The sequence below is a fragment of the Propioniciclava sp. LT294 genome, from assembly GCF_059516005.1.
The window spans coordinates 145248-157831 of the sequence record NZ_JCAKNG010000003.1; the positions used below are offsets into that span (position 1 = coordinate 145248).

At 67.8% G+C, this 12584-nt stretch carries 15 protein-coding genes and 4 pseudogenes; 8 read left to right on the forward strand and 11 right to left on the reverse strand.

The genetic code is table 11. The features are described from left to right. Window positions 1-451: 451 nt before the first annotated feature. The 6 genes and pseudogenes from AC5YDA_RS05535 to AC5YDA_RS05560 all read right to left on the reverse strand — a co-directional run bounded on the left by AC5YDA_RS05535 (window position 452) and on the right by AC5YDA_RS05560 (window position 3702). Complete coding sequence (locus tag AC5YDA_RS05535) at window positions 452-982, reverse strand: aldo/keto reductase (protein ID WP_496192845.1); 531 nt, start codon at window positions 980-982, stop codon at window positions 452-454. A 98-nt stretch (window positions 983-1080) separates the two neighbouring features. Then, window positions 1081-1158: pseudogene (locus AC5YDA_RS05540) on the reverse strand (hypothetical protein); the annotation flags it as partial. Window positions 1159-1215: 57 nt separating this feature from the next. Next, window positions 1216-1368, reverse strand: coding sequence for a hypothetical protein (locus AC5YDA_RS05545; RefSeq protein WP_496192846.1), 153 nt, complete (start codon window positions 1366-1368; stop codon window positions 1216-1218). 44 nt (window positions 1369-1412) lie between these two features. After that, the gene (locus AC5YDA_RS05550) at window positions 1413-2180 is read right to left on the reverse strand and encodes an SDR family NAD(P)-dependent oxidoreductase (RefSeq protein WP_496192847.1); all 768 of its coding nucleotides are present in this window, start codon (window positions 2178-2180) and stop codon (window positions 1413-1415) included. A 25-nt stretch (window positions 2181-2205) separates the two neighbouring features. After that, window positions 2206-2604 (reverse strand): (R)-mandelonitrile lyase, encoded by a 399-nt coding sequence (locus tag AC5YDA_RS05555; RefSeq protein WP_496192848.1) that lies wholly within the window; start codon window positions 2602-2604, stop codon window positions 2206-2208. A 180-nt stretch (window positions 2605-2784) separates the two neighbouring features. Further along, a complete protein-coding gene (locus AC5YDA_RS05560) occupies window positions 2785-3702 on the reverse strand; it encodes a helix-turn-helix domain-containing protein (protein ID WP_496192849.1) in 918 nt (305 codons plus the stop codon). A gap of 156 nt (window positions 3703-3858) precedes the next feature. Between AC5YDA_RS05560 and AC5YDA_RS05565 the strand changes: the two genes are divergently transcribed. Next, window positions 3859-4881 carry a zinc-dependent alcohol dehydrogenase family protein gene (locus AC5YDA_RS05565; protein WP_496192850.1) on the forward strand — a complete coding sequence of 341 codons (1023 nt, stop codon included), beginning with the start codon at window positions 3859-3861 and terminating at the stop codon, window positions 4879-4881. Window positions 4882-4918: 37 nt separating this feature from the next. After that, the gene (locus AC5YDA_RS05570; protein WP_496192851.1) at window positions 4919-5404 is read left to right on the forward strand and encodes a cyclophilin-like fold protein; all 486 of its coding nucleotides are present in this window, start codon (window positions 4919-4921) and stop codon (window positions 5402-5404) included. Window positions 5405-5485: 81 nt separating this feature from the next. On the opposite strand, the gene AC5YDA_RS05575 is transcribed toward AC5YDA_RS05570, so the two are convergent. After that, a complete protein-coding gene (locus tag AC5YDA_RS05575; RefSeq protein WP_496192906.1) occupies window positions 5486-6310 on the reverse strand; it encodes an SDR family NAD(P)-dependent oxidoreductase in 825 nt (274 codons plus the stop codon). Between the two features lie 35 nt (window positions 6311-6345). Between AC5YDA_RS05575 and AC5YDA_RS05580 the strand changes: the two genes are divergently transcribed. From AC5YDA_RS05580 to lepB, 5 genes are all read left to right on the forward strand, one after another. Beyond that, the gene (locus AC5YDA_RS05580; RefSeq protein WP_496192852.1) at window positions 6346-7581 is read left to right on the forward strand and encodes a multicopper oxidase domain-containing protein; all 1236 of its coding nucleotides are present in this window, start codon (window positions 6346-6348) and stop codon (window positions 7579-7581) included. Window positions 7582-7660: 79 nt separating this feature from the next. Then, on the forward strand, window positions 7661-7969 hold the full coding sequence (locus AC5YDA_RS05585) for a DUF2249 domain-containing protein (RefSeq protein WP_496192853.1): 309 nt from the start codon (window positions 7661-7663) through the stop codon (window positions 7967-7969). Further along, window positions 7966-8301: a cupin domain-containing protein gene (locus AC5YDA_RS05590; RefSeq protein ID WP_377103902.1), complete on the forward strand. Its 336-nt coding sequence runs from the start codon at window positions 7966-7968 to the stop codon at window positions 8299-8301. The genes AC5YDA_RS05585 and AC5YDA_RS05590 overlap by 4 nt, the downstream gene beginning before the upstream one ends. 107 nt (window positions 8302-8408) lie before the next feature. Continuing rightward, the gene (locus AC5YDA_RS05595; RefSeq protein WP_377103900.1) at window positions 8409-8981 is read left to right on the forward strand and encodes a DUF6448 family protein; all 573 of its coding nucleotides are present in this window, start codon (window positions 8409-8411) and stop codon (window positions 8979-8981) included. A 9-nt stretch (window positions 8982-8990) separates the two neighbouring features. After that, the gene (gene lepB / locus AC5YDA_RS05600) at window positions 8991-9443 is read left to right on the forward strand and encodes a signal peptidase I (RefSeq protein WP_486662468.1); all 453 of its coding nucleotides are present in this window, start codon (window positions 8991-8993) and stop codon (window positions 9441-9443) included. On the opposite strand, the gene AC5YDA_RS05605 is transcribed toward lepB, so the two are convergent. Beyond that, the gene (locus AC5YDA_RS05605; RefSeq protein WP_496192854.1) at window positions 9400-10077 is read right to left on the reverse strand and encodes a Crp/Fnr family transcriptional regulator; all 678 of its coding nucleotides are present in this window, start codon (window positions 10075-10077) and stop codon (window positions 9400-9402) included. The genes lepB and AC5YDA_RS05605 overlap by 44 nt on opposite strands. 326 nt (window positions 10078-10403) lie before the next feature. On the opposite strand from AC5YDA_RS05605, the gene AC5YDA_RS05610 reads away from it, so the two are divergent. Further along, entirely contained in the window at window positions 10404-10634 is a 231-nt protein-coding gene (locus AC5YDA_RS05610) for a hypothetical protein (protein WP_496192855.1), read from the forward strand. 4 nt (window positions 10635-10638) lie between these two features. On the opposite strand, the pseudogene AC5YDA_RS05615 reads toward AC5YDA_RS05610, so the two are convergent. The 3 pseudogenes from AC5YDA_RS05615 to AC5YDA_RS05625 all read right to left on the reverse strand — a co-directional run. Further along, window positions 10639-11388 (reverse strand): annotated as a pseudogene (locus AC5YDA_RS05615) (IS256 family transposase); the annotation flags it as partial. 60 nt (window positions 11389-11448) lie between these two features. Beyond that, a pseudogene (locus tag AC5YDA_RS05620) lies at window positions 11449-12324 on the reverse strand (IS30 family transposase); the annotation flags it as partial. Further along, a pseudogene (locus AC5YDA_RS05625) lies at window positions 12319-12570 on the reverse strand (helix-turn-helix domain-containing protein); the annotation flags it as partial. The pseudogenes AC5YDA_RS05620 and AC5YDA_RS05625, both read right to left, overlap by 6 nt. Window positions 12571-12584 lie beyond the last annotated feature (14 nt).

Here is a 12584-nt window from a genome sequence, read left to right on the forward strand (position 1 = left end):
TGCGTTCGCTCCAGGCCACGATTGTGATCGGGAGTTGCTCACGGGTGGCGGAGGCCTGCCCGGTTGAGGACGTTCTTCTGGAGCGGGGAGAGAAACCATGGCGGCGGCGTCGCAGCGGCGATACGAGCCTCGGCTCCTGTCCTGTTCCTGGAGCTCTCGTGGGGCAGCACAGCCCGTCCGGAGATCCCCAGTCGTCTTCCGTACCTAGTCAGATCCAGTTTCAGCGGGCCATTTCTGTGGGGCAGAAGCGGCCCCGCGTGGGCTCATCTGGCCATCGGCCACCCATGCCATCCGCGAAAGTCCTAGTCAGAAGGTTCTGGTCCGACCGGAATGGAACACGAGAGAGGATTCGCGATTCCGTGTTTGCCCTGGTCAGAGGCACCTTACGGTGCGCGAGAGAGGAGTTGAACCTCCCGCGGGGCGTTCGCGAACCTGCCTTTCACTAGGTGTTTCATACCCTTCTTGCGCCGGCGGAAGAGGCTCGTGGGGCAGATGAGGGGTAGGTCTGGCGATCATCTTCCGCTGAAGACGGGGAACTTCGTGTGCTCGCCGTACTCGCGGATCTGCATGCCGCGCATGGTATCCAGATCCTGGGCGGAGATGGTGAAGTCGAGCTCGGCATTGCTGGCCAGGTGTCGGGGCTCGACGCCTTGGGCAGGGGCAGGGTGCCGAGCTGGATCGTGTAGCGCAGGCAGAGCTGGGCGACGGTGACCCCGTAGCGCCTCGAGATCTCCAGGAGTTGGGGGTTCTGCAAGATCGCGCCGTGGCCCATCGGCGAATTCGCCTGCACGAGGATGTCGTGGTCCTGGCAGTACGCGAGCAACTGGGCTGGGGTGTTGCCGACGTGCAGCAGCACCTGGTTCACCTGCGGGTGGACGGTCGACGTGCGGAGGATGTTGTCCAGGTTGTGTTCCTGGAAGTTGGAAACGCCGATCGCCCGCAGCTTGCCGGCCTGGTAGGCGTCCTCGAGCGCACGCGCCACGCCTCACGGTTCCCATTGGCGTAGTCGCCGCCACGGAAGTCGTTGCATGGCTGGGGGCTGTGGATCAGCATCAGATCGATCCGGTCCAGTCCCATGGTTGCCAGCGAGCCGTCGATGGCGGCCACCGCGCGGTCGTAGTCCTTGATCTCCGCCGCGAGCTTCGTGGACACGAACACGTCGTCACGGGCCAGCCCGCTGGTGCGGACGCCTTCTCCGAAGCCCCGCTCGTTGCCCTAGGCCTGCGCCGTGTCGACGTTGCGGTATCCGACGGTGACGGCGTCCCGGACGACGTGAGCGGCCTTGTCGTCGCGGATGAACCACGTGCCAAGGCCCACCTTGGGGATCGGCACCTGGTTGGGCAGGGTGTAGGTCTCGTTCAGGATCATCGGTCCTCGGTGGTAGCGAGACAGGCTCGGGGTGAAATGGCGCCCTACTGGGCGGTGTAGCCGCCGTCGACGGGCAGGGCTACCCCGACGACGAAGCTGGCGCCCGGGCTGCACAGCCAGAGCACGGCGGCGGCGATCTCCTCAGGCTCGCCGAGGCGGTGGATCGGTTGGTTCGCGATCGCGTCGGCGAGGGCGAGTTCGCCGCTGTTGATCATGTCGGTGACCATCGGGGTGGCGATCGTGCCGGGGCAGACGGCGTTGATCCGGATCCCGCGGGGTGCGTATTCGAGGGCTGCGCTCTTGGTGAGGCCGAGGACCCCGTGCTTGGTGGCGTGGTAGCTCGCCCTTCCCGGGTTGCCGACGAGCCCGCCGAGGGAGGAACAGTTGACGATCGCGCCGCTGGTCTGGGTCCGCATCTGGGCGAGCTCGTGCTTCATGCACGCCCACACGCCGCGCAAGTTGACGGCATTGACCAGGTCGAACGCGTCCGCGCCCTCATCGGCGGCATCACACGCGGGGATCATGATGCCAGCATTGTTGAACGCCATGTCGAGCCGGCCGAACCGGTCGACCGTCCCCCGCACGGCCGCGGCGACGCTGTCTTCGTCGGCGACGTCACACTGCACGGCCAGGACGGTGTGCCCGCGGTCAACGAGGTCCTCGCTGGCATGTTGCAGGGCGTCGGCGTTGATGTCGGCCAGGGTCACCGCGGCGCCGGTCTCGGCGAAGGCCCGGGCCGCCGCGAGCCCCATGCCGGAGCTGGCGCCGGTGACGAAGGCCACCTGGCCGGAGAAGTCGTAGCTCGGGTTCATGGTCTGCTCCTGGTGTGGTTCGTGGTCAGGGACGGTGGTAATCGGCGTCGGCGACGTGCTCGGCCCAGTTCGCGCTGGGGGCGTCGCCGATCTCCTCCCACAGGGCCAGGTGCTCCATGAAGTCCTCGGGGGTGGCTCCGTGCCAGTGCTCCTCGTCCGGTGGCGTGTACACCGTCTGTCCGGGATGAACCTCCAGGACGGTGCCGTCCCGTAGCCCCATCAGCGCTACGCCCTCCAGGACGTGCAGGGTCTGGCCGCCCGGATGGGAGTGCCATGCGGTCCGGGCTCCGGGAGCGAACCGGACCCGGCTGGCCATCATCTGGGACGGGGCGGGCTTGCGGGTGGCGATCGGGTCGATCCAGACGCCACCGGTGAACCACTCCTGCGGTCCTTTGCCGGTGGCCGGCTTGGGTTCGATGTTCATCAGGTTTCCTTCCTTTGAGTTGAAGGATCGACCTGAACCGCCTGGTGCGGTGCCGGACGATCCGGAAGCAGGTGGCCCGCGCCGGGTTGGTGACCATCAGCGCGGGGTAGGGGCTGCACCCGCACCTTGAGATCGTCGGCGGTGTCGATCGTGGAGAGCTCCGCGGGCGACCCGGTGGGCTCATCGCCCCTCCGGGGTCGCCTCCGGGGTGTGCGCGGCCCGTCCGGTCCGTTGCACGGTGGCGATGGGGTCGCTGGCCCAGCTGGCCAGCAGCTGGAGCCCGTGCTCCGACGGCGAGCCGGGTTCTGCGGCATAGACCGTCATGGACACCCCGGCGTCGGTGCGGAGGTCGACGGTCTCGTAGGCGAGGATCAGGTCACCGACCACCGAATGGTGGAAGTGCTTGGTGCCCGAGGAGTGGATGCGGACGTCGTGCGCGCTCCACCGGCTGCGGAACTCGGGACTGCGCGTCGACAGCTCGCCGACCAGCTCGTGGAGTTGCCGGTCGTGCGGGTTGCGGCCCGCTTCGGTGCGCAGGTTGGCGACCGTGATGTCAGCGAAGAAGTCCCAGTCCGGATAGAACCGGCGCGCCGCCGGGTCAAGGAACGCGAACCGGGCGAAGTTGGGCTTGCCGCTCGGGTCGGCGAGCACGTCGCTGTACAGCGCACGGCCGAGATGGTTGGCGGCCAGCAGGTCGCCTCGACCGTTGCCCACTGCGGCAGGCGCATCCCGCATCGCGTCGAGGATCCACTGCAGGCCGGGGTGCGGCATCCACTGCTTCTCACCGCGGCCGTGCCGGCGGGTGAGCAGGTTGCTGCCGTCCGCGGCCTGGGCCAGGTCGAACAGGTGCCCGCGCTCGGCCGCGTCCAGTTGCAGGGCCCGCGCGATCGCCTCCAAGATGCTCGCCGACACCCCGGAAAGATGACCGCGCTCCAGCCGGGAGTAGTACTCGATGCTCACCCCGGCCAGGCTCGCGACCTCGTTGCGCCGCAGGCCCGGCACGCGGCGCTGTCCCACCACAGGAAGGCCCGCCTCCTGGGGGGTGATCTTCGCCCGCCTGCTGGTGAGGAACTCGCGCACCTCGGCTCTGTTGTCCACGACAACCACCGTAGGCGTGCTACTGGCGGGGTGGGATGCCCTGCCGGTACACCTCACCGCCGTGACTCCCACGCGCGCGAGAAGAGAGGTTGTATGGATGGCGAACAGCGGCGGCTCCAGGCCGCCCGCCGACGAACCTGACGGAGGAAACGAAACATGCGAGGAGTCCTGCTGTACGGACCCGGCGACGTACGGGTCGAGGACCGCGAAGTGCCCGTCATCGTCGAACCCACCGACGCGATCCTGAAGGTCGCCGCCGCCTGCATCTGCGGGTCCGACCTGTGGCCCTACCGCGGCGACGACGCCACCACCGAGCCCACCCCCATCGGCCACGAGTACGTCGGCGTCGTCGATCAGGTCGGCGCGAGCGTGCGCAACATCAAGGTCGGCGACTTCGTCGTCGGCTCGTTCTTCGCCTCCGACAACACCTGCGAGATCTGCACCTCCGGCTACCAGAGCCACTGCGTGCAACGCCAGCCCGGCGCCGCCTCCGGCGCCCAGTCGCAGTACCTGCGCGTCCCCCTGGCCGACGGCACCCTGGTCGCCACTCCCGGCATGCCCGACGACGACCTCATCCCGTCGCTGCTCGCCGCCTCCGACGTGCTCGGCACCGGCTGGTTCGCCGCCATCGCCGCCGAAGCCGGGCCCGGCAAGACCGTCGCGGTCGTCGGGGACGGCGCCGTCGGCCTCCTCGGCGTCCTGGCCGCCAAACAGCTCGGCGCCGAGCGCATCATCGCGATGAGCCGACACACCGACCGGCAGCGGCTCGCCCGCGACTTCGGCGCCACCGACATCGTCACCGAACGCGGAGACGAGGGGGTAGCCCGCATCAAGGAACTCACCAACGGCCTGGGCGCCCACTCCACCATCGAAGCGGTCGGCACCCAGGAGTCGATGATGCAGGCCATCCGCGCCACGCGTCCCGGCGGGCACGTGGGCTACGTCGGCGTCACCCACGACGTGTCGCTGGACGGGACCGAGCTGTTCTTCTCCGGGGTCCACCTGCACGGCGGACCCGCCCCTGTGCGGCGGTTCCTGCCCGAACTCATCGACCTGATCTGGAACCGGACGATCAACCCGGGCAAGGTGTTCGACCTCACCCTGCCCCTAGAGCAGGCAGCCGACGGCTACCGGGCCATGGACCAGCGCACCGCCATCAAGGTGCTCCTCCAGCCCTGACCCGGGCGGCGCCATCTAGCGGAAGGAGTGCTACACAATGAGCACCACGCGACGTTCACGACGTCCCCACCGGATCAAGCTGTCCACGCTGCTGGCCCTGCTCACCCTCACGGCCTGCGCCAATGACGCTCCAAGAGCACGCACCACGCCGGGCGGCGCGCCGTCGGGACCCACCAGGATCACCGTCACGATCGGCGAGCACAGCTACCCGGCCACCCTTGCCGACAACCCGACCGCGCGCGACCTGGTCACGCAGCTGCCGTTGACGCTCAGCTTCGCCGACTTCAACCGGGTCGAGAAGATCGCCACACTTCCCCAACGGCTCACCATGCAGGGTGTCCCCGCCGGCGCTGACCCGGAGATCAACGACATCGGCTATTACAGCCCCGGCAACAACCTGGTGCTCTACTACGGCGACGTCGGCTACTGGAACGGCATCGTCCGCCTCGGCCGCCTCCCGCAAGGCATGACCGATATCGCACGGCAGCCCGACGGCTTCACCGCCACCATCGCGCTCGCCTGACCCACACCGGGCAACACGGCACGACGAGCCGAGCGGCTCCCAGTAGCGGGGGAGCGGAACCGTGCGGAACGTGGGATCGAGCTATGCAGCTGTGACCTTGACGCCCACCCGGCGTGCGCTCTCCACCCACAGCCCGTCGACAAGGCGCGGGTCGTTCTGCTGGGGGTTCGGGCGTCGAGGCAGCTTCCGGGACTCGTAGTACTCCCCCGACCGCCAGGTCTGGCCCGGCGTCCCGTCGATGGCCCAAAGCAGGTTGCCGGCCCCGTCCTCGGGCGTGTCGAGGAGGTGCCGCAAAGGAGTTCGGTAGATCGCCTTCATCCAGGGCGAGCCGGTGCTGCCGAAGTTGGAGGCGATGTTGCCCGGGTGCAGGGCGACCGAGCTGAGGCCCGCTGCGTGGTAGCGGGCGTGCAGGCCCTTGGTGAACAGGATGTTCGCCAGCTTGGAGTCGCCGTAGGTCTTCATCGTCCGGTACCTCCCCTGGTTGTCCAGGTCGGCGAGGTCGATCTTGCCAAACGCTTTCGCCCCGACACTGGAGGTGTTCACGATGGTTGCACCCCCGGCCTGAAGACGCTCGAGCAACAGGTGGGTGAGCAGGAAGGCGGCGTAGTGGTTGACCTGCATCGTCCGCTCGTTGCCGTCCTCGGTCACCATTCGATCTCCGAAGACACCGCCGGCGTTGTTGACCAGCACATCCACACGCTCGGCTCGTTCCTGGACCCAGGCCGCCAGCCGCCGAACCTCAGCGAGGTGTTCGAAGTCGGCGGCGAAGAACTCGGCGCCGAGCGGCTCGGCGACCGCAGCCAGCTTCTCCGGCGAGCGGCCGGCGAGCAGGAGCCGCTCCCCGCGTGCCGCGAGCCGTCGGGCGGCCGCTGCACCGATGCCGTCAGAGGCTCCGGTCAGAACGATGGTTCGCTGCCGCTGTCCAGCCCACCGGAGAAGTGGTGCGGGTCGAGGTGACGGCGATCGGCATGCGCTACACCCCCTCCGAAGTGCACCTGAACGCCGGCGACCGGCTGGTTGTCGACCTGATCAACGGCGACACCACCACCCACGACCTGGTGATCGGTTCGGCCAGGAGCGCACGGATCGGTCCCGGCGCCCGCACAGAACGGGATGCCGGCGTCATCGGGACCTCCACGACGGGCTACTGCTCGGTAGCCGGCCACCGGCAGATGGGCATGACCTTCGAGGTCATTGTTGACAACGCACCCGCTGCGGGGCCGGCCGCCAGCCCGACGCCAGGCACTGACCCGCACCAGATGGAGCACTCCCCGAACGGACCGGACGCCTCAACCTCGCCAACGACCCCGGACGTGGTCGACCCCGTGCTGGCACCGCTCAGCGACGACCGCGAGCACCACCTCACGCTGACCGTGCAGGAGACACCGCTGGAGGTCGCCCCGGGGGTGTGGCAGCGCCGCTGGACCTACAACGGGGCCTCCGTGGGGCCAACCCTCCACGGCCGGATCGGGGACATCTTCGTGATCACTCTGGTCAACGACGGATCGATGGGCCAGTCGATCGACTTCCACGCCGGCGCACTAGCCCCCGACAAGCCCATGCGAACCATTGAGCCGGGCGAACGCCTCACCTACCGATTCACCGCCACCAAAGCCGGCATCTGGATGTACCACTGCTCGACGATGCCGATGAGCGCCCACATCGCCGCAGGGATGACCGGCGCCGTGGTGATCGAACCCGAGGGACTGCCGCAGGTCGACCGCTCCTACCTGCTCGTGCAGTCGGAGGTCTACCTGCAGAACCGTGCGCCGGACGCAGCGTCGGCAGCAGAGGTGGACGTCGATGCGGCCGCTGGCGGTGAGCCCAGCTACGTGGTGTTCAACGGCGTCGCCAACGGCTACGACACCCAGCCGCTCACCGCAAGGGTCGGCGAAAGGGTCCGGTTCTGGGTTCTCGACGCCGGCCCGAACCGTCCCAGCAGCTTCCACATCGTCGGCGCCCAGTTCGACACCGTCCTCAGCGAAGGCAGCTACCTGCTCAAGCATGGGCGCGACCCGTTCGGCGACCGCGGCGGCGCCCAAGCACTCGGCCTGCAGCCTGCCCAGGGCGGGTTCGTCGAGACCGTCTTCCCCGAAGCCGGACGCTACCCAACGGTCACCCACGTCATGGCCGACGCCGAGCGAGGCGCTCACGGCTACGTCCAGGTAAGCCCATGAACAACGGACTCACCCGTCCGGCGGCACCGACGGTGCCCGCCGCCACCGCTCCCACGGGAGCTCACCGAAGGAGATCACGATGACCAAGACCGTCCCCCTGGAGACCACAACGGCCGGTGGCTGCGCCTGCGGGCAGCACGAGGAGGAAGACCTGGTGCTGGACGTTCGGCCCATCCCGCATGCGATCCGGCACGCCACCGTCTTTGGAGCATTCGATGCGATCGGAGTCGGTGGATCGCTCGTCCTGGTTGCACCCCACAACCCGGTGCCGCTGCTGAACCAGCTCGCTGAGCGTTCCCCCATCAGCGTGGAGTACCTGGTCGAGGGACCAGAGGAGTGGCGGCTGCGGATCACCCGGCTCCCCGACGAGGATCAGGCCGGTCGATGACCGCAGCCAGCGCTTTCACAGCGATCGCGGACCTGACCGAGCGCATCAAGGTTCAGCCGGAGGCAACGGTGTCGCGGACAGTCCTGCACGCAGCTGGCGTTCGGGTGGTCATGTTCGCATTCGACGCCGGACAGGAACTCACCGAGCACACCGCCGCGATGCCAGTGCTGCTACAAGTTCTGGAAGGCCGACTAGCGATCACTGCCGACGGTCACACCGAGGAACTCCTGCCCGGTGGCCTGATGCACCTCGACACCCGAGTACCCCACGCTGTGTTCGCGCACGAGCCATCCCTTTTGGTGCTCGCCATGCTCGACGGCCGGTCGAGCTGAAGCGCTCGTGTTCAAGGGACGCCACAACCGCAGCGGGGCTTGATCTGCGTCAAGGAAGTCCGTCCCGGATCCTTCTAACTTGGGGACATCGAACAAAGGAGAACATCATGTTCAACCGAATCGCCACCCTGCTGGCCGCACTGAAGCCCATCACCGTGCAGGCCCACTGCGACACCGCCGAAGGCCCGGCCGTCAAGGACGGACGTAAAGCCGTGGAGACCGGCAACATCAACTACGCGCTCAAGTGGATCCCCGCCGACGGTGAGGCCGAGTTGCGTGAGGTCTTCGAGAAGGCCCTGCGGGTCCGGACCCTCGGGCGGGAAGCCGCCGACCTGGCCGATCGGCTCTTCCTCGAAACGATGGTCCGCATCCACCGGATGGGCGAGGGCGTCGGCTTCACCGGTATCCAGCCCGTCGGCACCGAGATCGACCCTGTCGTGAAGGCCGCCGACGAGGCCATCGCAGCGGGCTCGGATGCAGACCTGCTGCCGAGGGTGCCGCAGGAGCGCCGCGCCGAGCTCGACCAGCGTTTTCAGGCGGCGCTGGCGATCAAGGACTTCGACGTGAACGACGTCGTGGCTGCCCGACGCTACATTGCGGCCTACGTGAGCTTCTTCAAGTACGCCGAGGGTGAGGAGCACGCGCACCACGCGCCGGCGGGCCACTCCCACGAACACTAGGGAACCCCGATGAAGCGGCTTGTCAGGGTTGCCGGCGAATCCATGGCCCCCACCTACCGCTCGTCCGACCTGCTGCTCACGCGGCGGGTCGGACGCGCCGGGGTACGACGGGACGATGTCGTCGTGTTCCAGCGCGGTGAACTTCCGATGATCAAGCGCGTGGTGGGCCTGCCGGGTGACTTTGTTGAGCTGGAGGCCGGACGGCTTTTCGTCAACGGCGAGTCCGTCGACGGACGTCCCCGTGTTCCGGGCGCCTACACCCAGACCTGGCGGGTTCCCGCGGCGAGCTACTTCATGGCCGGTGACAACCCAGCCGGCTCGGACGACTCCCGGATCTGGGACGAACCCTTCGTCCCGGCTGAGAGTGTCGCAATGGTGGTCACCCGACGGCTGGTGGGGCCCCGCTGGCCCCGGGCCTTCAAGCCTCGTCGACGAGCTGCTGCAGCCGGTCGGGTTGCGTGATCGAGACCGACCGGCCCGCGCCGATCACGATCAGACCCTGCCCGGCGAGGCTCTTCAGAGCCCGGCTGAGGCTCTCAGGCGTGGTGTCGAGCAGGGAGGCCACGTCCTTCTTGGCCACCGGTAAGGTCACCGTGGCAACGCCGCCCCGCCAGGTGCTGGATAGGCCGAGCAGGTAGTCGGCCAGGCGGCTCTCGACATCGCGCGAGGTCAGTGAGTTGAGCCGGTGCTCGGTGTCGGAGAGCCGCGCGCTCACCCGCGACAGCAGCTGCAAGCCGATCTCGGGGTGCCTCCTGATCAACCCCTCAAGATCATCATGGCGGAACACGCAAAGCTGGCATTCCTCCAGCGCGGTGGCGTAATCATCGGGCCGCTGGCCCGTGAACACCGACGTCTCCCCGGTGAAGTCGCCTGGACCCAGCACCCGGATCAGCTGCTCGGACCCGTCGGCTGAGAGCCGAAAGATCTTGAGGCGTCCCGAATGCACCACCATCAGCTGCGACAGATCGTCGTCGGCACGGTATGCCGCCTCACCCGCCTTCAGAAGGGTCGGACGCGCCAACTCCTCGACCCGCTGCTGATCCTGCGCAGAGAGGCCGGCAAAGACCGGGACACGAGAGACGCAACTGTCGGCCATGCCCGAAGCCTAGCCACACCGGGATCGGCCGGGCTCCGGCCGAAGGGAGGGCTGCGACCCGAAGGGCACAGCTCAGCGCCCTAGAGACCGAGGAAGCGCGGAATCCAGAACTCGGCCGATCTCCGCGAGACTCCTTGCCTTCTGTCCTCATCCGACGCGCCTGCTCGATCCACTCCAAGAGTCATCACCGTGGGTCGACCACCCACGCGGCCCGTGGCCCGGGGCCCGTGCCAGCTCCACATCGCTGTCCCTGAGGGCGTCCACGCGCAGCTGCGCGAAGACGGCGACGATCCCAGACAGAGGGGACCGTCCTCATCTATGGACCCATGTTCTGGACCGGACCCGGGCAGTTGTCGACCACCCGGATGAGTCTGCTGATGACGATCATGGGACTCGCCTACGGTGTGTGGAACCTCGTGCTGCCCGGCCTGTCGAACCGGATCGGCCGAAGGCCGGTGTGCGCGCTCGCCAGCGCCGGCGGAGCAATCGGCCTAGCCCTTCTCTGGATCGACCCCGCCAGCCGGGTCTGTCCGATTTCCGGTGTAACTGGCATCTAGCGTTCTAGTTGTTCGAGGGGCTGATGCGCCCTTCGAAGGTGATGGCGAACGCGTTGAGCGCTGCTTTCCATCGGATGACCCATCGTGCCTTGCCGCGGCCGGTGGGGTCCAGTGACCTGGTGACCAGGTACAGGCATTTGAGGGCGGCCTGGTCGGTCGGGAAGTGGCCCCGGGCACGGACGGCCCGGCGGTAGCGGGCGTTGAGCGACTCGATGCTGTTGGTGGTGGCGATGATCTTGCGGATCTCCACGTCATAGTCGAGGAACGGCACGAACTCGGTCCACGCGCGTTCCCACAACGCGACCGCGGCCGGATACTTCGACCGCCAGGTGGCAGCGAACTCGCCGAATCGTTCCCGCGCCATCGACTCGTTGACCGCGGTATAGATCGGTCGGAGGTCCTTGGCGATCCGGTCCCAGTCCTGGCGGGCGGCGTAGCGGAACGTGTTGCGCAGCAGGTGGATCACGCACGTTTGAACAACCGTGTTCTCCCACACCGTGTTGACCGCATCCGGCAGGCCTTTCAGCCCGTCACACACGAGCATGAGCACGTCAGCGACGCCCCGGTTCTTGATCTCGGTGAGCACGTTCAGCCAGAACTTCGCTCCTTCTCCGCCGTCGCCGGCCCAGATCCCGAGGATGTCGCGTTCACCGTGCACGGTGACCCCGATCGCCACGTAGAACGGCTTGTTCGTGACCTGCCCGTCGCGGACCTTCACCACGATCGCATCGATGAACACCACCGGATACACCTGGCGGTTTCTATCGGTCGTCGCGAATCGGTGGCTGGAGCCATCGTCGCATGAGTTGGGCTGGGTGCGGTCGCCGAGGACGAGTCGGGGCCGGTGGTTGAGTTCGTCGGCGACCTCGGCCAGGCGTTCGTCGGTGACCTGGTTCAGGTCGGTGCCTTTGGGGAAGTACTGGCGGAGTAGTCCGTTGGTGTTCTCGTTGGTGCCGCGCTGCCAGGGGCTGTGCGGGTCGGCGAAGTAGATGGCCAGCCCGGTCGCTTGCTCGATGCGGGCGTGGTGAAACATCTCGTTGCCCTGGTCCCAGGTCAGGGTGCGCCGCAGCCCGGCCGGCAGCTGGGCGAACGCTGCGATGAGGGCGTCACCGACGACCTGGGCGCTGTGGCCGCCACGGACCGGGACCAGCAGGGTGAGCCGGGCCTTGCGTTCGACGAGGGTCGCGATCGCGGACCGTTGCCCGCCGCCGATGATCAGGTCGCCTTCCCAGTGCCCGACCTGGCTGCGGGTCTCGACCACCGTGGGTCGGTCGTGGATCGACTTCATCGCGGTCGACTGCTTCAGCGCGCCGTCGCGGGTGCGGCCCCGGCCACGAGCGTGGCGGTAGGTCCGCCCGGTACGCAGCATGTCGTCGCTGATGGGGCTGATCAGGCCGCGGTAAGCCGCTTCATAGATCGTCTCGGTGCACAGCTGCCAGCTTGGCCGGTTCGGCCAGCGGCGCCGCAGCCAGCGGCTGACCTGGGCTGGTGACCAGTGCTCGGCGAGCTTGCCGGCGACCACCGCGCGCAGCGCCGGGTCGGCGACAACCCGCGGGGTCTTCGGCCGCTGGCGACGAACGTGCGCCTGCCCGTGGGCATACCAAGGCTGGTATCGGCCGTTCGGCTTCCTATTCCGGCCGATCTCCCGGTACACGGTCTGGTAGCTCTTGCCGATCCGGGCAGCGATCACCTTGACCGACTCACCCGCAGCCAGCCCGTCCGCGATCTCGATCCTGTCATCCTGCGACAGGTAGCGGCTGCTGATCGGGGAGTCGATGAACGTCACCGAGCCAGCGTCGATGAACCACAACGAACCACAGCTCAACGACACCCCCACCTGGGTCGACGCCTCCGAACCGCGGGCCCCCTGACGGATCAGCTCGAAGTAGCGACGCTTGGTCGCAGCTGGTGCTCTGTTGTGTCCTCCACGTGGCATTGCGATCCCTCCAG